This window comes from Ruania zhangjianzhongii (assembly GCF_008000995.1).
Classification (GTDB): domain Bacteria; phylum Actinomycetota; class Actinomycetes; order Actinomycetales; family Beutenbergiaceae; genus Ruania; species Ruania zhangjianzhongii.
In genome coordinates, this window is record NZ_CP042828.1 from 2,629,992 (window position 1) to 2,653,034 (window position 23,043).

The window sequence follows — 23,043 nt, forward strand, 5'->3', positions numbered from 1 at the left end:
AGCGGGAAGGCGCCCGGTAAGGTCGAGGTATGCCAGACGGTGCGCCCCTCGACCCGCCGGCGGACTCGCCGAGCTATCCGGAGCACTGGGAAGCCGATGTGGTGCTGCGGGACGGGTCCACGATGCGGATCCGCCCGATCCACCCCGAGGACGGCGATGCGCTGCAACGCTTCCACGCCCGGCAGTCGCCGGAATCGGTGTACCTGCGCTTCTTCGCACCGTTGACCCGGCTGCCGGAGAGGGATCTGCACCGGTTCACCCACGTCGACCATCACGAGCGGGTGGCGCTGGTGGTGACCTGGCAGGAGGAGATCGTCGCGGTCGGCCGGTTCGACCAGATCGGCGGCGGCGACGCCGAGGTAGCGTTCAACGTCTCCGACTCCGCTCAGGGCAAGGGACTGGGCTCGGTGCTGCTGGAGCATCTGGCCGCTGCCGGCCGGGAGCTCGGGGTACGCCGGTTCCTGGCCGACGTGCTGCCGCAGAATGCCCGGATGCTGCGGGTGTTCACCGATGCCGGCTATGACGTGAAGCAGGCCTACGACGACGGCATCATGGCTGTCTCCTTCACCATCCGGCCCACGGACCGGTCCCTGGCGGTGCTCGCCGAACGAGAACGGCGTGCCGAGGCACTGAGCATGGCCGCAGTGCTCGCCCCGCGCCGGGTCCTGCTCGTCTGCGCCGGCGACGAAGGGCGCGCTTTCGGTGCCCGACTGGTGGACCAGCTGGGTGGTCCCGAACGGCTCCGAGTGGTGGGACTGCCCGGCCACCCGGACACGCTCGCCGAGCTGGAACCTCGGGAGGAGGAGGATCTGGCCCTGCTGGCCGCGGACGCGCCCACAGTGCTCGATCTCATCCCCGCCCTGGCCGACCACGGCATCAAGGCGGTGGTGCTCTACACCGGAGGCTTCGCCGTCGACCCGGGCACCACCAAGGTGGCCCAACGCACTCTGGTGACCACGCTGCGCCGGAACGGCCTACGGTTGGTGGGCCCCCGGTCGTTCGGGTTGCTCAGCGCTGCCGCTGACCCGGTGGACGCCACGCTGTGGCCCGGACCGCTGCGCCCGGGCACGGTGGGAGTCTTCTGCCAGTCCGCGGCCGCCGGCCTGGGCCTGCTCTCCGGCGCAGCCGAACGAGGACTGGGGATCTCCTCGTTCCTGTCCGCCGGCCACCGGCTGGACGTCTCCGGTAACGACACGATGCAGTTCTGGACCTCGGACGAGGGCACCGAGGTGGCGTGCCTGCGGCTGGAGTCGATCGGCAACCCGCGCAAGTTCTCCCGGGTGGCCCGCCGGCTCTCCGAGAAAGGACCGGTGGTGGCGATGATCGCCGGCTCCACCGGGCAGCTGAACCCGCCCGGTCACGCCGTGCGCACCACCGCCGAACCGCGCCGGGCACTCGATGAGCTGATGCGCCAGGCCGGTGTCCTGGTGGCCGACTCCGAACCGGCGCTGCTGGACCTGGCCGGGCTGCTGGCCGAGCAGCCGCTCCCGACCGGAGACCGGGTGGTGGTGCTGACCAACTCCGGCACCCAGGCCGCGATCCTCGCCGAGCTGATCCAGCACCACGGGCTCACCTCCTCGATCGAGCCGATCGCACTGCCGGCCGGGTCGGACGGCGCCGCCTACGCGGACCAGGTCCGTGACCTGACCGCTCGTTCGGACTGGGATGCGGCAGTCGTGGGGTACGTGCCGTTACTCACCGACGACGGCGCAGCCGTGGCGGACCAGGTACGTCACCTGGCCGCGGCGAGCGGGCGGACCACGCTCGCCTGCCTCTTCGGGGTCACGCTGCTCGAGGGGGGGCCCCGGGCGGGGCCCGGCCCGGCCGGGCGAGCGGGCCAGCCGCGACGCTCCGGCCGAGCCGGGACCGCGGGTGCCGACCTTCCCCAGCGCTGAGGCCGCGGTGACGGCGGTCGGCTCCGCCCGGGAGTACTACCGCTGGCGGCACAGCGACCGCGGCGCCCGGGTGGACCCTGGCGACATCGACCGGCGCACGGCCAAGGCGTTGGTGCAGTCGGCGCTGGCCGACCTGCCGGCGGGTAGCAGCAAACGCCTCGGCGGCCCGGAGGCGGAGCGGCTGCTCGGCTGCTACGGCATCCAGGTCTGGCCCGAGCGCCGGGTCACCGGTCCGGAAGCCGCACTGGCCGCGGCGGACGAGCTGGGCTGGCCGGTGGCGCTGAAACCCGCGGACGAGGTGCTTCGCCACCGGACCGATCTGGGCGGAGTGCGGCTGGACCTGTCCACGCCGCACGAGCTGGCCGAGGCCTACACCTCGGCAGCAGCACGGGTGGAGTCGATCATCGGGCGCCCCTGCGCCTTCGACATCCAGCCGATGGCGCCCCCGGGTGCGGGCTGTGTGGTTCGGGCGGCGGAGGACGAGCTGTACGGGCCGATCATCAGCCTGGGCCTGGCCGGTGACGCTGTCGAGCTGCTCGGGGACGTGTCCTACCGGGTGCCGCCGCTGACGGCTACGGATGTCACCGAGATGATCGGCTCCCTGCGCGCGGCCCCGCGGCTGTACGGGCACCGGGGGATGCCCCGACTGGACGTGACCGCTCTCGAAGGCGTGCTGGCTCGCGTCTCGGTGCTGAAGGAGGAGCTCGCCGAGATCTCCGGCATCGTGCTGCACCCGGTCCTGGTGGGCGAGCAGGGGGCCGCAGTTCTCGGGGTCCGGGTGGACGTGGCGCACCCGCGGCGCGGGGACGTGGCCCGCCGGGTGCTGCCGTGAGGCCGCAGCCGGACCGGACGCCAGAACCGCGCAGCAGGTGTCAGACTGGGCCTGTGACCTCACGGACCGAACATCTGCAGGACCTACGGCGGGACATCGAGCGCGCCGGCTACTACCCCGCCCTGGTGACCGATGTGCTGGAGATCGCCCTGGCCGGGGAGGAGGTCCGCGCCCACCTGGTGCACCAGGAGACCATGTTCGAGCGCACCGAGGTGCGCCGGCACATCACCACCCTGGTGCTCACCCCGACGCGGCTTGTGCTGGCGCACGTCGATGACATCCCTGCGGAGAACGCGGACGGGGACCCCACGGCGGCCGCGACCACGGAGGCGGTGGCGCTGCGGCAGGTTCGCTCGGTCGGCCTCACCCACGGGGTCGCGGACCCGGCGACCTACCCGGACGGTGCGGGCAGCACCGAACTGACCCTCGCCCTCAACTGGGGAGCGGTGCGCCGGATCGATCTCGAACCAGCCGCATGCGCCGACCCGAACTGTGAAGCCGACCACGGCCTGACCGGTACGTCGATGAGTGACGACCTGGTGGTACGGATCAGTGCCCATGCGGAGGGACAGTCGGCCATGCGGGCGGCGATCCACTTCGCCACTGAGCTCTCGGCGGCCACGGCGGGAGCCGGGCAGCCGAGGCCGTGACCGGACGGGGTGCCGAGAGCGGCGCCGAGCAGGAGGCACCACGCCTGGGGGAGGTGCTGCTGGGGGCTGCCGGGGCCTGCGGGATCAGTCTCCCGGGTGTGGATACGCTGGCGGCGGCCGCCGGGCTCGGCCTGCCGGAGGCGCGTCAGGTGTGCGTCGTACTGGTCGACGGGCTCGGCTGGCACAACCTCGCCGCTCGTGCTGACGAGGCGCCGTTCTTGGCTGGTACCGACCCGCGGCAGGCACGCGCGACCTTCCCGTCCACCACGGCCACCAACCTCGCCTACCTGGGCACTGGCCGAGAAGGAGGCCAGACCGGCATGCTCGGCTACACCGTGCGGGACCACGATGGCCGCCTGCTCAACCTGGTCTCCTGGAACCGGGACGTGGACCCGCTGCAGTGGCAGCCGGTGCCCACAGTGTTCGAGCGGCTGGCCGATGCCGGCCGGGTGGCCGTCAGTGTCGGCCCGTGGCGGTTCGCCGAGTCCGGCCTGACCCTGGCGGCGCTGCGCGGTAGCGAGTACAGCCCGGCCCAGTCGCTGGCCGAGCGGGTGGACTCCGCCCTGAGCCACCTGCGCGACCCCGAGGTGGACCTGGTCTACCTCTACTGGGGAGAGGTGGACTCTGCCGGGCACCAACACGGCTGGCGCTCGGCGCGGTGGACGGAGGAGCTACGCAGCGCGGACGCGGAGCTGGAGCGCCTCGCCCAGCGCGTACCGCCCGGCACGGTGCTGATCATCACCGCCGACCATGGCATGGTCGATGTTCCGCTGGCTGACCGCACCGATGTGGCCGACCACGAGCTGCTGGCCCAGGACGTCGACCTGGTCGCCGGCGAGCCACGCGCCGTGCACCTGTACACCCGGCCCGCCCGCGCGGCAGCCGTCGCCCGCCGCTGGCGGGAGCTGTTCGGCGATCGCGGCGAGGTGCTCGAGCGGGAGGAGGCGATCGCCGCCGGCCTGGTCGGACCGGTGGCACCGGCAATGCGCCGGGTGCTCGGGGACGTGCTGGTGATCGCCCGGGGCACCCATGCGGTGCAGGACACCCGGAGAGCATCGACGAGCGGGACCTCGATGATCGGCATGCACGGCGCCCGCACGGAGGAAGAGATGACCGTGCCGCTGATCGTGCTCACCGGCTGACCCTGGGCCAAGCAGGCAGTGCTCGTCGGTCTGGTGACCAGGTGGGCCCAGTTCGACGAGCAGTCTCGCGCTGGGGTGGACCAGCGCGGGTCAGTCGTTCTTGGCGCCGAAGACGATCTCGTCCCAGGACGGCACGCTGGTGCGGCGGTTCTTCCGGGTGCGGCGGCGTGGAGCCTGCTTCTTCTCCTGCTCCTCGCTCTCCGGCTCGACGGCCGGCTGCTCCCCGGGTGGGGTGAGCACCTCGGGACTCTCCGGTGTCTCCTCGGGATGGGACGCCGACGGGTGCGCCGCTGGCGGGTGGCCAGCCGGAGGATCGTCCCAGAGCATCGGTTCGTGGACGCCGTCGTCCTCGGCTACCGCGCCGGGGCGGACGCCGCGGCTGGCGCTCAGCTCCGCGAGCAGCGCGGCTGTCGCCTCGTCCTCGTCCTCGGGGTCGTGGTCGGTGCGGGCGTCCCGTTCGAGTCCGGCGTCCACCGCCTGCAGCGACTCCACCAGCTCGGCATCGGTGGCGGCCTCTTGTTCGTCGTCGGCCTGGTCGTACAGCGGAGTACTGCGGACCGATTGCAGGTGCCGGCGACCGGAGGGGGACTCCAGGTCGGTCTCGGACAGCCACCGGGCCTCGTCGTCGACGGCGCGGGTCATCTTGGCGGTGAGGTCCACCTCCCAGGTCGCCTCCCGGAGCTTGTCGCCGGAGCTGAACCGCACCAGCACCTGCCACGGCTCGTGGCCGTTGCGCCGGGCGTCCCAGCTGATGCTGTCGGTGTCCACGCCACGGGTGGCCAACCGGTCCAGCACCACATCGCCCAGCACCGGGGCGCCGGAGTCCCGGCCGATCGGTAGCCCTTGAGCGCGCATGCTCACGTGCTCCCGCTCAGCCAGCACCGGGCCCTCGTAACGCCGCACCGTCTCGATCGGCAGCCCGGAGACCTCGGCGACGTCTTCGGCACTGGCGCCGGCGCGGATCTGCACCTGGATGTCACGAGGACGCATCGCACCGGAGGAGCGCACCTTCTCCAGGTGCGGGCGATCACGGCGCACCGCTGCGCGCAGGGCCTCGTCAATGACCAGGCGGTAGCGCTCACCGTCAGGGGCCATCACGATGAGGTGCTCCCCATCGCTGTGGATCCCGACCAGTTCTAACTCAACCATGACGCCTCCGTGCCCTGTGCCTGATGACCTGCCCCGGGGCCGCCCGGGGGATGTGGCTTGCCAGCCATGGTGCGGCACTCGCGTCGAGCGTGCCAGGTGTCAGCGCCGGCACGCGACATTGTGCCCGGTGTGGCGCGGAATTTCCGCACCGTGGGTGCACCCGGCGACCAAGGAAGGTGCATTTGTCTCGCCGATGGTGCACAATGCCCTCGCCACGGGAACATTTCGGCGCGCCGAGCGTTGTACGTGCGAATGTCCATTCCGAAGAGAAACCGGAGCGCTTGCTCACTATGGCGACCGATTACGACGCACCCCGCAAGACGGAAGAAGACCTCTCCGAGGATTCCCTCGAGGAGTTGAAGGCCCGTCGCGCGGACAAGACATCGAATGTGGTCGACGAGGACGAAGCTGAGGCTGCAGAGGGTTTCGAGCTCCCCGGAGCCGATCTCAGCGGCGAAGAGCTGTCCGTCCGCGTCGTGCCACGGCAGGCTGACGAGTTCACCTGCTCCCAGTGCTTCCTAGTGCACCACCGCAGCCAGCTGGCGTATGAGAAGAACGGCCAGCCGGTCTGCTCGGAGTGCGCTGCCTGACCCTGGGTCGGGCACGGAAGCAGGCAGTCACCGTTCTGTCGACGGTGGCTGCCTTCTGCTGTGCGCGAACGCGCCGGGCCATCGCACTGCCGGGCTGACCCGGGCGTGCCAGCGATGGCCGCCCGGGTCTCAGCGGCCGGTGTGGCCTCGGGTCAGCGAGACTCGATCGGGTGACCGAGCGCTGCGGCTAGTTCCTCGGGTCGCCGGGTGGAGATCAACCAGTACGGGGTCGGGTCCTCCGGATCGTTCAGGACGATCCGCACCGAAGTCTTGGCCCAGGCGCGGTGGCGCAGGTGGGCCCGAGCGTCCAGGTCTGGCCCCATCGCCTGCTCGGTCTGGGGCCGGTCGAGGATGTCGACGGCGGAGATCAGCTGGATCGGCAGTCTCGCCCGGTCCACGGTCACCATCCCGTCTCGCACCAGGATCGCCGGTGATACCCGCCAGAGCAGCAGAGCGATCACCAGCGCGACGACCACCCCGCCGATCACCGCGGGAGTCGGCCCGATCGGCAGCAGCATGATCCCCACCAGCACGGCTCCGGCCGGCACCAACAGCCATACGGTCAGCGACGGTGAGACACGCTCGGAGAAGGACTCGGCCATACCGCAAGCCTGCCATGCCAGGCAGCCGCGGCCGTACCACTGGGCACGGGTGCCCGCCGGTAGGTGCGCACCGGCTGCCGGGGAGGTAAGCGCGCACCGGCTGCCGGGGACGGGTCGACACCAGCACGCACTGTCCCGGTGAGCCGGATGACCGTACTCACGGCTGAGAAGCTGCGCTCCCCGCACGCGTTAGGCTCACTGACGTGACCGAGACCCCGAACGCCGACGTCGAAGTGCTGCTGCAGCGCTTGGACGCCGACCTGCCGTTGCCCAGCTACGCCCACCCCGGTGACGCCGGACTCGATCTGTACGCCCGGGAGAGTGTCCAGCTGGCACCGGGAGAGCGCTACGCGATGCCGACCGGTATCGCGGTAGCGCTTCCGGCTGGCTACGCGGCGTTCGTGCACCCGCGCTCCGGGCTGGCCGCCCGGGACGGCGTGACGGTGCTGAACGCACCCGGCACCGTGGATGCGGGGTACCGTGGAGAGATCAAAGTGATCCTGGTGAACACCGGCACCGGCAGCACGGCAACTCTGAGCCGCGGCGACCGGATCGCCCAGCTGGTGATCCAGCGGGTGGCAGCCGCTCGGCTGATCGAGGTGGAGCACCTCCCCGGCAGCGCACGCGGTGACGGGGGCTTCGGTTCCACCGGGCGCGCAGCGATGGAAGGACGTGGATGATGGCGCTGTTCCGGCGCAAGCGGACCCGGGAGGATTCCGAGGCGGCCACCGACGTGGCCGAGTCCGCACAGAGTCCGGACGAGGCCCCCGACGGGGACGCAGGGGCCGAGCGGGCCGCGAGCAGCGGCGAGGAGCCCGATCAGGGTGAGGCCGCCGTCGGAGAGCTGATCGGCCCGTGGGACGTGACCGAAGAACCCGAGCTGGGTTCCCGGATGGACCTGGGCGCACTGCGAGTGCCGAAGCGACCGGGGCTGCAGATCCGCATGGAGGTGGACAAGAAGACCCGCCGGGTGGTGGCTGTGAACGTTGCCCTGGACGGGTCGTCGCTGCAGCTTCAGGCCTTTGCCGCTCCGCGGTCCGAAGGGCTGTGGGAGGATCTGCGCGGCGAGCTCGCGGCGCAGGTCGGTAAGCAGGGTGGGTCCACCCAGGAACGTTCGGGTCCGTTCGGTGAGGAACTGCTCGCCCGGCTCCCGGTACGGCTTCCGGACGGTCGCAGTGGCCACCGGCCGGCACGCTTCCTCGGTGTGGATGGGCCGCGCTGGTTCCTGCGCGGCGTACTCACCGGGAAGGCGATGGTCCAAGAGCAGGCGGGGGCCGATATGGAGACCATCTTCGGCGACGTGGTCGTCGTGCGTGGGGAGGGCGCCCGCGCGCCGCGGGACCTGCTGCCGCTGCACCTGCCGGGGAAACGTCAGGATCCCGCAGAAGAAAGCGGCCGGCCGAGCCTGGAGCTGCCCCGCCGCGGCCCCGAGATCACGGAAACCCGCTAGATGGGCCTGCGTCGATGAGTCTGCGCCAGGTGCTGCGCTCGGTGCTCGCCTCCCGGACCGAGCTGGACGCCGGTACGGAGCAGCAGGAGTCGCTCAAGCATGGTGCTCAGCCGGTGTCCGGCTGTCGGGTCCGCCAGCGGGTGGACGTGGCCGGACTGGTCCGATCGGTGACCTTCCCCCCGGCGGGAGCAGCACCAGAGCTCATCGCCGAGCTGTATGACGGCACCGGCAGCATCGACCTGGTCTGGCTCGGCCGTCGAGAGATCCCGGGCATCGAACCGGGCCGAAGGATGAGTGTCACCGGCACGCTGTGCGCCCCCGAACCTGGCCGGTCCCGGCCGGTGGTCTACAACCCGGGCTACCGTCTGTTTGCCGCCAGCGAGGCACCGCCGCGTTCATCTCAGGGTGCACAGTGAGCGAGGACCGGGTGAGCCGAACTGACCCGGAGAGCTCCGCCGTCGAGCCGGCCGGACCTCCCGACCCCGTCACGAACGCTGCGGCAGACGCCGCGCCAGACGGCGACGACGGTGCCGCCAGCGAGGAGCAGACCGCTGGGACCGGACGCGGGCTGCGCCAGCTCGATGCCGACGAGTTCGACGCGCTGGCCTCGGTGGGCGGGGTGCGGGGGCTGATCGAGACCGTGCTTCCCGGTGTGGTGTTCGTGGTGCTGTTCGTGATCACCCGGGACCTGACCACGTGCTTGATCGCCTCCGTGGGCATCGCCGTGGTGGCCGTGATCGCCCGGCTGGTCACTCGTTCCCCGATCACCCCGGCCGTCTCCGGGCTGCTCGGGGTGGGGATCGGCGCGGTCTGGGCGTGGCGGACCGGCGAGGCGGCGGACTACTACCGGTGGGGGCTGTATGTGAATCTCGCCTGGTCCGTGGGGGTGCTGGTCTCGATCCTCGCCCGATGGCCGGTAGTCGGCGTGGTGGTCTCCCTGCTGTTCAATCGAGGATTCGGGTGGCGCCAGGACCCGGTGCTGCGCCGCCGGTACGCGTTGGCGTCCTGGCTGTGGGTGGCGGCCTTCACCCTCCGCCTCGTGGTGCAGGTGCCCCTCTACCTGGATTCGCAGGTGGGCTGGTTGGGCACGGCCCGGTTGGTGATGGGGCTGCCGATGTGGGCGCTGGTGCTCTGGATCACGTGGTTGTTGGTCCGGCGCCGAGAAGCTCCTGAAGATCAAGAAGAGCCTGCGGCTGACCCGAGCTGACCACCAGCAGCAGCTCGTCTCCGGCTTCCAGGGTGTCATCGGTGCTCGGGGTGATCGGCCGGTCACCGCGGATGATCGCCGCCAGCGCCGCATCGGCGGGCCAGGGGATCTGCGAGACCTGCTGACCCACGACGGCGGCTCCCGTGGCCAGGGTGATCTCGTACATGCTCGCCCCGGACTGGTGGAAGGTGAAGATCCGCACCAGGTCGCCGACCGAGACCGCTTCCTCCACCATGGCGGTCATGATCCGCGGTGTGGAGACCAGTACGTCCACCCCCCAGGCGTCGTCGAACATCCACTCGTTCTTCGGGTTGTTCACCCGGGCCACCACGCGGGGGACACCGAACTCGGTCTTGGCCAGCAGTGAGACCACCAGGTTCGCCTTGTCGTCGCCGGTCGCGGCGACCACCACGTCGCAGCGGTCCAGCTCGGCATCGGCGAGCGAGGAGATCTCGCAGGCGTCCGCGAGCAGCCAGTCCGCCTCGCTCACCGAAGAGACCTTCATCGCGGCGGGCTCCTTGTCGATCAGGGTGACGTCGTGGCCGTGCCCGATCAGTTCTCGGGCGATCGAGCGGCCCACGCTGCCGGCGCCGGCGATGATCACGCGCATGGTCAGGCCTCCTCGGCCGGCGGCCGGCGGTTCAGGATGCGCTGGACGGTATCGATCTCCTCGCTGTAGACGAGTGCGTGCAGCAGATCGTGCTCCTGCAGCACGTCCTCGGCCGAGGGGATCAGTCCGTCCCCGAATCGGGACAGGAACGCTACCCGCACCCCGGTAGCCGCCTCCACCTCGGCGACGCTGCGGCCGAGCCAGCCCGGATCGACGTCGAGCTCGGACAGGCTGACCCGGCCGGAGGCGTCCCGGTACTCGCTGTTGGCGCCGGTGGACATCATCCGGCGAAGCACCTGGTCGGCGGTCCACCGGACGGTGGCCACCGTGGTGATGCCGAGTCGCTGGTAGATCTCCGCCCGGCCGGGGTCGTAGATCCGTGCCACCACGTTGTCCACACCGAACGTCTCCCGCACCACCCGGGCGGCGATGATGTTGGAGTTGTCCCCGCTGGAGACGGCGGCGAACGCGTAGGCGTCCTCGATCCCCGCTTGGGTGAGAGCGTCCCGGTCGAAGCCCATCCCGGTGACCCGCCGGCCCTCGAAGTCCTCCGGCAGCCGGCGGAAGGCGTCCGGGTTCTGGTCGATGATCGCCACCGAGTGGCCCCGGGAGGTCAGGGCCACGGCCAGCGTGGTGCCGACCCGGCCCGCGCCCATGATCACGAAGTGCACAGCGCTGACGCTACACGCCCCGATGCCCACCCGCCGGGGCGTGTGGACACACCGTCGCCGGGCGACGGCGCAGCTCTCACCCGAGGCCCTCGCCCGGCCGCCACCCAGGGCCCTGGCGCACCCGCCACCTGGCGCCCCCGCGCACCCGCCACCTGGCGCCCCCGCGCACCCGCCACACGAGACGCCAGGCGCTACCACCGCTCGTGGCGCCGCGCGGCGCCGCCGCGCGTAGCATGGCCGCGTGCCAGACCTCGCTGATGCCGCCAAACGGCTCCTGGTGGGCCGGCCGGTACGCAGCGACCGGGCCGGGCATGTGCTGCTCCCGAAGCGCGTGGCGCTGCCGGTGTTCGCCTCCGACGCGCTCAGCTCGGTGGCGTACGCCCCGGACGAGATCCTGCTCACCCTGGCGCTGGCGGGTACGGCGGCGTATGTCACCTCGCCGTGGGTGGGGGTGGCGGTCGCGGCGGTGATGCTCACCGTGGTGGCCTCCTACCGACACCTGGTGCGTGCCTACCCCACCGGGCGCGGCGACTACGAGGTGGCCAGCGAGAACCTCGGTGCCAAAGCCGGCCTGACCGTCGCCAGCGCCGTGCTGGTGGACTACGTGCTCACCGTGGCGGTCTCCCTCTCCTCCGGGACCCAGTACCTGGTCTCCATCCTCCCGGTGTTGCGCGGTCACGAGGAGTGGATCGCCACCGCCATGGTGGCCTTGGTGACGCTGGTGAACGTGCGCGGTGGGCGGCGGCCACGGATGTTCGCCGTCCCGGTGTACCTGTTCCTCGCCGCGATGGGGACGATGGCGCTGGTCGGTGGCATCCAGTGGCTCACCGGATCGATCGGGCGGGCCGTCAGCGCCGACTACCAGGTGCTCGCGGCTAGCGGCTACGAGGAGGGGTTGCTCGGCCTGGCCGGCGGCTTCCTGGTGCTGCGAGCGTTCTCCTCCGGTGCGGTGGCGCTCACCGGGGTGGAGGCGATCAGCACCGGCGTCCCCGCGTTCCGCCCGCCGAAGGCTCGCAACGCCTCGGCCACGCTGGTGCTGCTCGGGGTGCTCGGTGCGTTGATGCTGCTGACCGTGCTCGCCCTGGCGCAGGCCACCGGGGTGCGGATCGTGACCGACCCGTCCAGCCAGCTCCTGATCGACGGCCAACTTCCGGGTGAGGACTTCCGGCAGACGCCGGTGATCGGGCAGATCGCGTTGGTGGTGTTCGCCTCGGCGCCCTGGCTGTTCTACGTGGTCGGCGGCGCCACGGCGCTGATCCTGCTGCTCGCCGCGAACACTGCCTTCAACGGTTTCCCGCAGCTCGCCTCGGTGCTCGGCAAGGACGGGTTCCTACCCCGGCAGCTCCATGCCCGCGGTGACCGGCTGGCGCTGACCAACGGCATCCTCTCCCTCGCGGTGGCCGCGGTCGCGCTGATCTGGGTGTTCGAGGCGGAGGTCACCCAGCTGATCCAGCTCTACATCGTGGGCGTGTTCGTCTCCTTCACGCTCAGCCAGCTCGGCATGATCAAGCACTGGAACCAGCGGCTGCGGACCGTGGTGGCGGCCAAGGAACGGCGGGCGATGCTGCGCGCCCGGGCCACGAACGCGTTCGGTTTTGTGCTCACCGCGGTGGTGCTGGCCGTGGTGCTCGCCACCAAGACCACCCACGGTGCCTGGATCGCCCTGGGGCTGATGGCCGCGTTGTTCCTGCTGATGGGCTTCGTCCGGCGCCACTACGACCAGGTGGCACAGGAGCTGGCCGTAGTAGACCCCTCGAAGGCGAGGGCACTGCCCAGCCGGGTACACGCCGTCGTGCTGGTGGCAGGTGCGCACAAGCCGACCATGCGCGCCCTCGCTTACGCCCGGGCCACCCGCCCCTCCAGCCTGGAAGCGATCGCCGTGGCGGCCGACGCCGGCGAGCTGGCGGACCTGCGCCGCCAGTGGGACGAGCTGGGGGTGCCGGTGCCGCTGACCGTGCTGGACTCCCCGTACCGCGAGCTGACCCGGCCGGTGGTGGAGTTCGTCAAAGCGATCCGGCGCAGCTCGCCGCGGGACCTGGTGGTGGTCTACGTCCCGGAGTATGTGGTGGGCCGATGGTGGGAGCGGGCGTTGCACAATCGCAGCACCGCGAGGATCAAGGCCCGCCTGCTGCATATGCCGGGAGTGGTGATGGCCTCCGTTCCGTGGCAGCTGTCCTCCGCCGAACCTGAGACCCTGGACTGAGCAATGGACGACATCGTGGAGCTGACCGCCGGCCCGCCGGTGCACGGCGGGCACTGCCTGGCCCGGCTGGACGGGCGGGTGGTGTTCCTGCGGCACGCGATTCCTGGCGAACGGGTGCGCGCGAGGCTGACCGAGACCCGGCGGAAGGGGCACTGGCGGGCGGACGCGATCGAGGTGGTGGCGGCCTCGGAACACCGGGTGCCGCAGGTCTGGCCCGAAGCGGGTCCCGGTGGCGTGGGTGGGGGAGAGCTGGGTCATATCGACCTGCCCGGCCAGCTGGAGTTCAAGCGCGCCGTGGTGGACGATGCGCTGGCCCGGATCGCCGGCCTTCCGGCTGAGCATCCGATCCGCACCGGACTGCACGTGCAGCACCCGCCCGGCGAGGATGAGCGCGGGGGGCTGAGGTACCGCACCCGGATCGATCTGATCGCCGACGGCGCAGGCCGAGCGGGGATGTACCGGTACCGCAGCCATGAGGTGCTTCCCGTCACGCAGATGCCGCTCGCCGCGGCCGGGATCGACCTCGCTGAGCTGGTCGCGACCCGGTGGCAACCCGGTGCCCGGATCGAGGCAGTCGCACCGACTGTGGGTGAGCCGCTGGTACTGGTGGATGGCGAGCCGAGGCGAGGCCGCCGCCGGGTGGTCCGAGAACAGGTCGCGACCGCCGCCGGCAGCTGGAGCTATCGGGTGGATGCGGCTGGCTTCTGGCAGGTGCACACCCGCGCCCCGCAGGTACTGGTCACGGCAGTGCTGGCCGCAGCCGATGCGGCGCCCGGGGAGACAGCGTGGGACCTGTACTCCGGTGCCGGGCTGCTCACTCTGCCGCTGGCGGATGCCGTCGGCGAGACCGGCGCCGTGCACGCCGTGGAGGCCGACCCCCGGGCGGGGCGCAGCGCACGCCGCAATGCCCACGCCCGAGACCAGATCCGGCTGCACGAAAGCCCTACGGAAGCCGCGCTGACGGCACTGCCCGCGGCTGACGTCGTCGTCCTCGACCCACCGCGCAGCGGCGCCGGACAGGCGGTGATGTCCCACCTGACCGCCCGGCGCCCGCGGCGGATCGTGTATGTGGCCTGCGACCCCGCAGCCCTCGCCCGGGACCTGGCCTACGCCCGGGAGGGCGGGTACGACGTCACCGCACTGACTGGGTATGACTTGTTCCCGCACACCCACCACGTGGAGTGTGTGGCGGTACTGGAACCCGGCGTGCCGGTCGCATCGCAGGAGGAGGTGCGATAAGATATCTCGACATCGAGATAATTATCTGACGCGGGTGTTTCACAACTGGCAGCATGAAGGAAAGCACACCCGCACGTGAGCCGAGGAGTGGCCGTGAGCACCGTCGACAGCTTTTCCGCCAAGGGCACCCTGAAGGTGGGGGAGAAGGAATACGAGATCTACCGGCTGAGCGCCGTGGAGGGTGCGGAGCGACTTCCGTACAGCCTCAAGGTGCTCGCCGAGAACCTGCTGCGCACTGAGGACGGCGTGAACATCACCGCCGATCATGTGCGCGCGCTGGCCGCCTGGGACCCGAATGCGCAGCCGAGCACCGAGATCCAGTTCACCCCGGGGCGCGTGGTGATGCAGGACTTCACCGGTGTGCCGTGCGTGGTGGACCTGGCCACGATGCGTGAGGCGGTCGCCGAGCTGGGTGGGGACCCGTCCTCGATCAACCCGCTCTCCCCGGCCGAGCTGGTGATCGACCACTCGGTACAGATCGACGTGTTCGGCCGGGCCGACGCGTTCGCCCGGAACGTAGAGTTCGAGTACCAGCGCAACCACGAGCGCTACCAGTTCCTGCGCTGGGGCCAGACCGCCTTCGACGACTTCAAGGTGGTACCTCCGGGCACCGGCATCGTGCACCAGGTGAACATCGAGTACCTGGCGCGGGTCGTGATGACCCGCGAGGTTGACGGTGTCCTGCGCGCCTACCCGGACACCCTGGTGGGCACCGACTCGCACACCACGATGGTCAACGGACTGGGCGTGCTCGGCTGGGGCGTCGGCGGGATCGAGGCCGAGGCGGCGATGCTCGGCCAGCCGGTGTCGATGCTCATCCCGCGAGTGGTCGGGTTCAAGCTCAAGGGCGAGATCCCCTCCGGTGTGACGGCCACGGACGTGGTGCTGACGATCACCCAGATGCTGCGCGAGCACGGGGTGGTGGGCAAGTTCGTGGAGTTCTACGGCAAGGGTGTGGCCGAGGTGCCGCTGGCCAACCGCGCCACCATCGGGAACATGAGTCCCGAGTTCGGCTCCACTGCCGCGATCTTCCCGATCGACGACGTCACCCTGGAGTACCTGCGCCTCACCGGCCGGGACGAGGAGCAGGTGCAGCTGGTGGAGGCCTACGCCAAGGAGCAGGGCATGTGGCTCGCTCCGGAGGACGAGGACTACAGCGAACCCGCGTTCTCCGAATACCTCGAGCTGGACCTGTCCACTGTGGTGCCCTCGATCGCCGGACCGAAGCGCCCGCAGGACCGGATCGAGGTCACCCGGGCCAAGGAACAGTTCCACGCCGACCTGAAGAACTATGTGCTGAACGGTCACGGGATCGAGAAGAGCCCGGTGGACGAGGAGCTCGCGGATTCCTTCCCGGCCTCGGACGCGCCCTCGCACGATGCGCACGAGGAGTCCTCGCCGTTGGGCAGGTCCACCAGCTCGCCGGTGGTGAAACCGCGCCGTGCGCACAACCTGGTGGACGTGACCGGCGAGGACGGGAGCACCTACCAGCTCGACCACGGGCGGGTGGCGATCGCCTCGATCACCTCCTGCACGAACACCTCCAACCCCGAGGTGATGCTCGCCGCCGGCCTGCTGGCCAAGAAGGCGGTGGACAAGGGGCTGCAGGTCAAGCCCTGGGTGAAGACCTCGATGGCGCCCGGCTCCCAGGTGGTGACCAACTACTACGAGAAGGCCGGCCTGTGGCCGTACCTGGAGAAGCTCGGCTACCACCTGGTGGGCTACGGCTGCACCACCTGCATCGGTAACTCCGGCCCACTGCCGGAGGAGGTATCCAAGGTGGTCAACGAGCACGATCTCGCGGTGGTCTCGGTGCTCTCCGGTAACCGGAACTTCGAGGGCCGGATCAACCCGGACGTGAAGATGAACTACCTCGCCTCCCCGCCGCTGGTGATCGCCTACGCGCTGGCCGGCACGATGGACTTCGACTTCGCCTCCGAGCCGCTCGGGGAGACCGAGGACGGCACTGCGGTGTACCTGGAGGACATCTGGCCCTCCCCGCAGGAGGTGCAGGACACCATCAGCTCCTCGATGAACCGGGAGATGTTCACCTCCGACTATGCCGACGTGTTCGCCGGTGACGAGCACTGGCGCGCACTGGACACCCCGGAGGGGGACACGTTCGCCTGGGACGGTGAGTCCACCTACGTGCGCAAGCCCCCGTACTTCGAGGGCATGGGCGCGCAGGCGGAGCCGGTCGAGGACATCGCCGGCGCCCGGGTGCTCGCGAAGCTCGGTGACTCGGTGACCACCGACCACATCTCTCCGGCCGGGTCGATCAAGCCGGACTCGCCGGCGGGCAAGTACCTCGCCGAGCACGGCGTGGCGCGCAAGGACTTCAACTCCTACGGCTCCCGGCGCGGCAACCACGAGGTGATGATCCGCGGCACCTTCGCCAACATCCGGCTGAAGAACCAGCTGCTGGACGGCGTGGAGGGTGGCTTCACCAAGAACTTCCTCACCGGTGAGCAGGACACCATCTTCGATGCAGCCCAGGACTACCAGGCCAAGGACATCCCACTGGTGGTCCTCGGCGGGGCGGAGTACGGGTCCGGTTCCTCCCGCGACTGGGCGGCCAAGGGCACGCTGCTGCTTGGCGTTCGCGCAGTGATCGCAACCAGCTTCGAGCGGATCCACCGGTCGAACCTGATCGGGATGGGTGTGCTGCCGCTGGAGTTCCCGGAAGGCAAGAGCGCCGACGACCTGGGCCTGGACGGCACGGAGAGCTACGACATCTCGGGCGTCACGGCCATGAACGACGGCTCCATCCCGGAGACGGTGAAGGTGACCGCTACCAAGGAGGACGGCTCGACCATCGAGTTCGACGCGGTGGTGCGGATCGACACCCCGGGTGAGGCGGAGTACTACCGCAACGGCGGCATCCTGCAGTACGTGCTGCGCTCCCTCGTGGCGGCCTGACCGAACCGACGAGTTCCCCCGATGCCCGGGCCACCCACAGGGGGCCCGGGCATCGGCGTCTGCGCGTGACGCCGCATCGCCGTTCGCAGCCAACACCTCGAGCACCGCTACTTCGAGAGTTCGCATTCGGACCCGGTGGTGCGGCCTAGGAGCGTCTTGTGCCTCCCGCTGAGCAACCGATCAAATTTGAGTAGTAACTCAATATTTGTGTTAGCGTTTCCTGTGTAGCTTGCGCGCAGGTCTCGGCACGGTACTGGAGGTGGTCGCGTGCCTCGCTCTTGTCGAAGCCCGTCGGCCCTTCTTCCAGCACCACGAGCGCGAAGCCGGTGCGCAACCTTTCGGTCAGCTGTCTGACGAGCACCACCGTTCTCCGGGCGAAGGTCACGGTCGTGAGCACACCGCACCGTTTCACCTTCCCCCATGCTGCCGCATCGACTTCCCACAGAGATGGAACACACTATGGAACATCACCAGGCGGACCTCGTCATCGTGGGCGGAGGCCTTGGCGCGGTAGCCGCGGCGCGCGCGGCTACGCGGCTGGGTCGGACGGCGATCATCGCGACCCCGGGGGACTGGCTGGGAGGCCAGTTGACGGAGCAGGGCGTTCCACCAGACGAACATCCGTGGATCGAGACCGAGACGATCTCGGCCGGCTACCGCGAACTTCGTGAGCGCATTCGCGATCACTACCGGCGGCACTATCCGCTCACCGACGAGGCTCGGGCAGACGAGCGTCTCAACCCCGGCGGGGGCTGGGTATCGCAGTTGTGTCATGAGCCACGAGTCGCGGCCGTGGTCTTGGAGGAAGTGCTCGCACCTGCCATCGAATCCGGGCAACTCGCCGTGCTGCGCAACTGCTCACCGGTGACGGTGACGCGCTCGGCGGACACGGTTCGTTCGGTGACGGTCAAGGACGACGCCGGAATGCTGCACGAACTCACCGGCCACTTCGTCCTTGACGCGACCGAATTGGGTGATCTGCTCGCCCTCGGCGACATTCCCCACGTGATCGGCGCCGAGTCGCGTGAGCAGACCGGTGAGCTGCACGCTCTCGAGCACCCGGACCCCCGCGATCAGCAGGCCATCACCTGGTGCGCCGCGGTGGAGTATCGGCCCGGTGAGTCACATGTGGTGGATCGACCGGCGGGGTATGAGCGCTGGCGCGACACTCTCGACCCACGATGGCCGGGCTCGCAGCTCTCCTGGACCGATGTGCATCCGATCACCCTCGAGGACCGGTACCAGCCGCTGTTCGTCGGGGAACCTGAAGCGGCGGTACATCGTGATGACCGCGATCTGTGGCATTTCCGGCGCATCCTGGCCCGGAGCAAGTTCGACTCCTCCTACACGGGCGGCGAGATCACGCTCATCAACTGGCCGCACACGGACTACTGGGGCCTCCCACTGTTGGGTGTCTCCGAGGAGGTCCGGAAGAAGGCGCTGGACGAATCCCGCGACCTGACCCTGTCTTTCATCCACTGGATGCAGACAGAGGCACCGCGCAGCGACGGTGGTCACGGCTATCCCGAACTACGGCTTCGAGGCGATGTGCTCGGTACCGACGACGGTCTGGCACGCGAGCCCTACATTCGTGAATCCCGGCGTATCAAGGCCCTGTTCACGGTGACGGAGGCGCACATCGGTTGCGAGATGCGCGGGGAGGGCGCCGGTTCCGAGTTGTTCCCGGACAGCGTGGGCATCGGCCACTACCGCATCGATCTGCACCCGTCGACCTCGGGCCGGAACTACGTAGACATCTCCTGCTTCCCGTTCCAGATCCCGCTCGGCGCACTCGTGCCGATCGGCACCGTGAACCTGCTGGCTGCAAACAAGAACATCGGCACCACCCACATCACGAACGGTGCCTATCGGCTTCATCCAGTCGAATGGTCCATCGGAGAAGCGGCGGGGGCACTTGCCGCCCACTGTCTGAGCAGCACGCTGACCCCCGCACAGGTACGCGAGAGCGCACCAGACCTCCGCCGGTTTCAGGACACCCTTACCAGCGAGCTGGGGATTCCGCTCGCCTGGCCGGACGAGATCCGCCGCACCGGGAAGCCGGACGCGCCGGCCCGCCGACCGGTCCGGTAGTCGGCCCGCGGCGGGCCAGGCCGAGTGAGGGGGTTACGCGGGGGTGAAGCCGAAGACCTTGCCGTAGAAGGCGAGCTCGGCGGTCAGCGCCCGCTCGTTGGAGACCGCTTTGCGGAAGCCATGCCCTTCACCCTCGAACAGGTGCACCTCCACCTCGTGCCCGGCGGCGCGCACCGCAGCGGCCATCTCCTCCGCCTGGTTGGGTGGCACCACCCGGTCCTGAGCGCCTTGAAAGATGATCATCGGCGCCGTCAGCGAGGCCACGTGGTGGATGGGGGAGCGGTCCCGGTAGATCGCGGCGGCCTCCGGATACGGGCCCACCAGTCGGTCCAGGTAGCGGGACTCGAACTTGTGCGTCTGTGCCGCCAGGGCCTCCAAGTCGCCGATACCGAAGTAGCTGGCACCGGCGGCGAAGGTGTCGGTGAAGGTCAGCGCGGACAGGGTGGTAAAACCTCCGGCACTGCCACCCCGGATCGCCATCCGGGCGGAGTCCACGAGCCCGCGGTCGGCCAGTGCCTGGGCACCTGCCGCGCAGTCGGCCACGTCCACGATGCCCCATCGTCCGCGCAGCCGGTCCCGGTAGCTGCGGCCATACCCGGTGCTGCCGGTGTAGTTCACGTCCAGGACCGCGAAGCCGCGGCTGGTCCAGTACTGGGTGCCGGCATCGAACCCGGGAAGGGACGCCCCGGTGGGTCCACCGTGGGAGAGCACCAGCAGCGGCGGCAGCTCGCCGTCCGGCCCGGCCACGGCGCCGGCCGGCGGGTAGAAGAAGCCATGGGCGATCCCGGTACCCGAGCTCCAGCTGACCCCTTCGGCTACTGAGACCCACTCCGGCGGCACGCTCAGCTCACTGCTGGAGCGCAGCACGTTCACCTGGCCCTGAGCCAGATCCAGTTCCACCACGGCCGCGGCGTCGGTGTCGGAGCGGCCGACGAACACCACCCGGCCATCGGCGGCGGCTACCGATCCGATCGGCTGCCAGGGACCGTCCCACGCCTCCAACGCGCCGTTCGCGGTGCGCACTGCGGCCAGGTGGCGGCGTCCGGCCGCGGTATAGGCGGCCATCAGGTGGCCGGAATCCAGCACGCAGAGGGTGTGGGTGCCCAGCTGCCACTGCGGCAGGGTGAACTCGGCCTCGGCCGGGTGCAGGTGACGGGTGCGCAGCTCCCCGTCGCGCTGCTCGCTGCGGTACAGGTTCCACCAGCCGGTGCGGTCATCGACGTGCACCAGATCGCCATCGGTGGTCCACACCGGTTCGGCCACCGAGATCCCAGCACCTCCGGCCAGGGTGCGGCGATGGACCAGCCGGGCTCCGCCGTCGGTGACCGAGGCGATCTGCAGCCGGCTCGCGTCCCACGGCATGTCCGGATGAGACCAAGCGATCCAGGCGAGCACAGCGCCGTCGGGGCTCAGCCGGGGTGCGGCCACGAAGTCCTCGCCACGCACCAGGGTGGCGAGCAGGCCCGGATCGTGGGCAGCGGACCCGTCCAGCGGGATAGACACCAGCGTGGTGGCCGGGTCGGTCCGGAACTCACCCGGACCACCGTGGTCTTCGGCGACGGCGTAGAGCACCTCGCGGAGGTGGTCCACCTCCAGGTCGGCGTACCGGCGCCCGTCCGCCGGCACCAAGGCGATCGGCTCGGCCCAGCCGTCACCGTCGGCGTCTATCCGGTAGAGCCGGTCGTCGGCATGCGCACTGAGCACCACTCCGGTGGCGGTGAGCGCGTAGCTACCGCCGCCATACTCGTTCACCCGGGTGCGGACCGCCACGGGTTCGTCCTGGCCGCTGCGCCCCGGCCAGCACACCCGGGTCAGCGCCCCGCTGGAGTCGCGGCGGACCAGGAACGAACGCCCGGCCCCAGGATCGGACTCCACCCAGTAGGTCTCCGGCCCAGCGGCGCGCACCTCGCTCAGGCCGCGGGCGCCAGCGGCCAGATCGGCGGCGCTGATCGGCGCGGGCCACGACCCGTACGGCAGCTGCGGGTGCTGCTCGACGCCGCTGCGGGCGGGCGGGAGCCCGGTCATCGGGGAATCCGCTGTCATCCGCGCTCTCACCAGCCGGCCGGGAGCGGTCGGCCCTCGTCGTATCCGGCGGCGGACTGCAGGCCCACCACCGCCCGTTCGGCGAACTCCGCCATCGAGGTGGCCCCGGCGTAGGTGCAGGCGCTGCGCAGTCCGGCCGTGATGTGGTCGAGCAGGTCCTCCACCCCCGGGCGCTCCGGATCCAGGTACATCCGGGAGGAGGAGATGCCCTCTTCGAACAGCGACTTGCGAGCCCGGGCGAATGCCGTGGAATCGGCGGCCGTGCGTGCAGCCACCGCGCGAGCCGAGGCCATCCCGAAGCTCTCCTTGTAGGCACGGCCGTCGGCATCGTGGTGCAGGTCCCCGGTGGATTCGTGCGTCCCGGCGAACCAGGACCCGACCATCACCTGGGATGCCCCAGCAGCCAACGCCAAGGCGACGTCCCGGGGGTGCCGGACTCCGCCGTCGGCCCACACGTGGGCGCCCAGCTCGCGGGCGCGCTGGGCGCACTCCAGCACCGCGGAGAACTGCGGCCGCCCGACGGCGGTCATCATCCGGGTGGTGCACATCGCGCCCGGTCCCACCCCGACCTTCACGATGTCCGCACCGGCCTCGACCAGGTCGCTCACCCCCTCGGCGGTGACCACGTTCCCGGCCACCAGCGGCACCTGCGGATCGAGTGACCGCACTGCGCGCAGCGCGTCCAGCATCTTCGACTGGTGCCCGTGCGCGGTGTCCACCACCAGCGTGTCCACCCCGGCCTCGAGCAGACCCCGGGCGCGGGCGGCCACGTCACCGTTCACCCCGATCGCTCCGGCCACCCGCAGTCGCCCGGAGGCGTCCAGGGCGGGAGCGTAGATCGAGGATCGCAGTGCACCGATCTTCGTGAGCACGCCGGCCAACCGGCCCTCGGCATCGGTCACCGGGGCAAACCGGCGCCGCGCGGACTCCTGCGCCTCGTACGCCGTCTCCAGCGCGTCCGGACCGGTGAGCACATCCAGGGTGAGCATGGTGGGATCTGGCGTCATCACCTGTGCGGCCTGGGTGAACTGGTCCACGCCCTGGCAGTCCGAACGCGTGACCACACCCACCGGGCGGCCGTCGTCGACCACCACGGCTGCGCCGTGGGAGCGCTTGTCGATCAGGGTGAGCACCGTGTGCACCGTGTCGTGGCGGTCCACGGTCACCGGGGTCTCCAGCACCGGGTGCGCCGCCTTGATCTCGCCGATCGTGCGCTGCACCTGGTCCAGGGCCACATCCTGAGGGAGCACCGCCATCCCGCCGCGCCGGGCGACCGTCTCGGCCATCCGCCGGCCGCTGATCGCGGTCATGTTCGCCACCACCACCGGAATGGTGGTGCCGGTGCCATCTCCGGTGGTCAGGTCAACGTCGAACCGAGAGGAGACCTGGGAGTAGGAGGGGACGAGGAACACGTCCCCGTAGGTGAGGTCGTGTCCGCTGGAATGGCCGGGCAACATGCGCATGCTCGTAGCCTAAGCGGTGCGCGGGTCACCCGGCACCCAGAACCCGGGAGCAGAAGCTCAGGCGAGCGGCCGGAAGTACCCGGTGAACGAGACGGCCGCCAGGCGGCGGCATCCGCCGCGTGGGTGGCGAGAATCCCGCCGATGAGCTCGGCGTGGGCCCGGCCGAGTCGCACGGATTCGGTTCAGGCTCTCGACGGCGGAAGGTGGCCGCGGCTGCGCAGGGTCCGGCGTCGTGGCCGGGCGCCCTGGCATTCTCGCCTAGGTGAGCAGTTCTCACTTTGCCCTCG

General features: G+C 70.3%; 19 protein-coding genes. 13 read left to right on the forward strand and 6 right to left on the reverse strand.

Going from position 1 to position 23,043, the window contains the following annotated elements; genetic code table 11:
• Window positions 1-29 precede the first annotated feature (29 nt).
• Genes FU260_RS12220 through FU260_RS12235 form a run of 4 tightly spaced genes read left to right on the forward strand, consistent with a single transcriptional unit; the run spans window position 30 to window position 4,519 of the window.
• Window positions 30-1,895, forward strand: coding sequence for a GNAT family N-acetyltransferase (locus FU260_RS12220; RefSeq protein WP_147917318.1), 1,866 nt, complete (start codon window positions 30-32; stop codon window positions 1,893-1,895).
• On the forward strand, window positions 1,873-2,727 hold the full coding sequence (locus FU260_RS12225) for an acetate--CoA ligase family protein (protein WP_147917319.1): 855 nt from the start codon (window positions 1,873-1,875) through the stop codon (window positions 2,725-2,727). The genes FU260_RS12220 and FU260_RS12225 overlap by 23 nt, the downstream gene beginning before the upstream one ends.
• Before the next feature lie 53 nt (window positions 2,728-2,780).
• Window positions 2,781-3,377, forward strand: a complete 597-nt coding sequence (locus FU260_RS12230) for a DUF5998 family protein (protein WP_147917320.1) — start codon at window positions 2,781-2,783, stop codon at window positions 3,375-3,377.
• Window positions 3,374-4,519, forward strand: coding sequence for an alkaline phosphatase family protein (locus FU260_RS12235; protein WP_147917321.1), 1,146 nt, complete (start codon window positions 3,374-3,376; stop codon window positions 4,517-4,519). The genes FU260_RS12230 and FU260_RS12235 overlap by 4 nt, the downstream gene beginning before the upstream one ends.
• A 90-nt stretch (window positions 4,520-4,609) precedes the next feature.
• Here FU260_RS12235 and sepH read toward each other — a convergent pair whose 3' ends face one another.
• Window positions 4,610-5,668 carry a septation protein SepH gene (gene sepH, locus FU260_RS12240; RefSeq protein ID WP_147917322.1) on the reverse strand — a complete coding sequence of 353 codons (1,059 nt, stop codon included), beginning with the start codon at window positions 5,666-5,668 and terminating at the stop codon, window positions 4,610-4,612.
• Window positions 5,669-5,958: 290 nt separating this feature from the next.
• On the opposite strand from sepH, the gene FU260_RS12245 reads away from it, so the two are divergent.
• On the forward strand, window positions 5,959-6,258 hold the full coding sequence (locus FU260_RS12245) for a DUF4193 domain-containing protein (RefSeq protein ID WP_147919461.1): 300 nt from the start codon (window positions 5,959-5,961) through the stop codon (window positions 6,256-6,258).
• A gap of 152 nt (window positions 6,259-6,410) precedes the next feature.
• On the opposite strand, the gene FU260_RS12250 is transcribed toward FU260_RS12245, so the two are convergent.
• Window positions 6,411-6,860, reverse strand: a complete 450-nt coding sequence (locus FU260_RS12250) for a DUF3093 domain-containing protein (protein ID WP_147917323.1) — start codon at window positions 6,858-6,860, stop codon at window positions 6,411-6,413.
• A gap of 203 nt (window positions 6,861-7,063) precedes the next feature.
• On the opposite strand from FU260_RS12250, the gene dut reads away from it, so the two are divergent.
• The 4 genes from dut to FU260_RS12270 are packed head-to-tail and all read left to right on the forward strand — an operon-like array spanning window position 7,064 to window position 9,517.
• Window positions 7,064-7,540: a dUTP diphosphatase gene (gene dut / locus FU260_RS12255; RefSeq protein WP_147917324.1), complete on the forward strand. Its 477-nt coding sequence runs from the start codon at window positions 7,064-7,066 to the stop codon at window positions 7,538-7,540.
• On the forward strand, window positions 7,537-8,310 hold the full coding sequence (locus FU260_RS12260) for a DUF3710 domain-containing protein (RefSeq protein ID WP_235912323.1): 774 nt from the start codon (window positions 7,537-7,539) through the stop codon (window positions 8,308-8,310). The genes dut and FU260_RS12260 overlap by 4 nt, the downstream gene beginning before the upstream one ends.
• 14 nt (window positions 8,311-8,324) lie before the next feature.
• Window positions 8,325-8,726, forward strand: a complete 402-nt coding sequence (locus FU260_RS12265; RefSeq protein WP_147917325.1) for an OB-fold nucleic acid binding domain-containing protein — start codon at window positions 8,325-8,327, stop codon at window positions 8,724-8,726.
• Between the two features lie 11 nt (window positions 8,727-8,737).
• The gene (locus tag FU260_RS12270) at window positions 8,738-9,517 is read left to right on the forward strand and encodes a DUF3159 domain-containing protein (protein ID WP_147917326.1); all 780 of its coding nucleotides are present in this window, start codon (window positions 8,738-8,740) and stop codon (window positions 9,515-9,517) included.
• Here FU260_RS12270 and FU260_RS12275 read toward each other — a convergent pair.
• On the reverse strand, window positions 9,447-10,127 hold the full coding sequence (locus FU260_RS12275) for a potassium channel family protein (RefSeq protein ID WP_147917327.1): 681 nt from the start codon (window positions 10,125-10,127) through the stop codon (window positions 9,447-9,449). The two genes, FU260_RS12270 and FU260_RS12275, sit on opposite strands and share 71 nt — an antisense overlap.
• A gap of 2 nt (window positions 10,128-10,129) precedes the next feature.
• The gene (locus tag FU260_RS12280) at window positions 10,130-10,783 is read right to left on the reverse strand and encodes a potassium channel family protein (RefSeq protein WP_147919463.1); all 654 of its coding nucleotides are present in this window, start codon (window positions 10,781-10,783) and stop codon (window positions 10,130-10,132) included.
• A gap of 256 nt (window positions 10,784-11,039) precedes the next feature.
• Between FU260_RS12280 and FU260_RS12285 the strand changes: the two genes are divergently transcribed.
• The 4 genes from FU260_RS12285 to FU260_RS12300 all read left to right on the forward strand — a co-directional run bounded on the left by FU260_RS12285 (window position 11,040) and on the right by FU260_RS12300 (window position 19,250).
• On the forward strand, window positions 11,040-13,001 hold the full coding sequence (locus FU260_RS12285) for an APC family permease (protein ID WP_147917328.1): 1,962 nt from the start codon (window positions 11,040-11,042) through the stop codon (window positions 12,999-13,001).
• A gap of 3 nt (window positions 13,002-13,004) precedes the next feature.
• Window positions 13,005-14,240, forward strand: a complete 1,236-nt coding sequence (locus FU260_RS12290; protein ID WP_147917329.1) for a class I SAM-dependent RNA methyltransferase — start codon at window positions 13,005-13,007, stop codon at window positions 14,238-14,240.
• Window positions 14,241-14,333: 93 nt separating this feature from the next.
• The gene (acnA, locus tag FU260_RS12295; RefSeq protein WP_280527353.1) at window positions 14,334-17,159 is read left to right on the forward strand and encodes an aconitate hydratase; all 2,826 of its coding nucleotides are present in this window, start codon (window positions 14,334-14,336) and stop codon (window positions 17,157-17,159) included.
• 459 nt (window positions 17,160-17,618) lie between these two features.
• Window positions 17,619-19,250: an FAD-dependent oxidoreductase gene (locus tag FU260_RS12300; protein ID WP_147917330.1), complete on the forward strand. Its 1,632-nt coding sequence runs from the start codon at window positions 17,619-17,621 to the stop codon at window positions 19,248-19,250.
• Between the two features lie 33 nt (window positions 19,251-19,283).
• On the opposite strand, the gene FU260_RS12305 is transcribed toward FU260_RS12300, so the two are convergent.
• Complete coding sequence (locus FU260_RS12305; protein WP_147917331.1) at window positions 19,284-21,293, reverse strand: S9 family peptidase; 2,010 nt, start codon at window positions 21,291-21,293, stop codon at window positions 19,284-19,286.
• Between the two features lie 8 nt (window positions 21,294-21,301).
• Complete coding sequence (locus FU260_RS12310) at window positions 21,302-22,756, reverse strand: GuaB1 family IMP dehydrogenase-related protein (RefSeq protein WP_147917332.1); 1,455 nt, start codon at window positions 22,754-22,756, stop codon at window positions 21,302-21,304.
• Window positions 22,757-23,043: the final 287 nt, after the last annotated feature.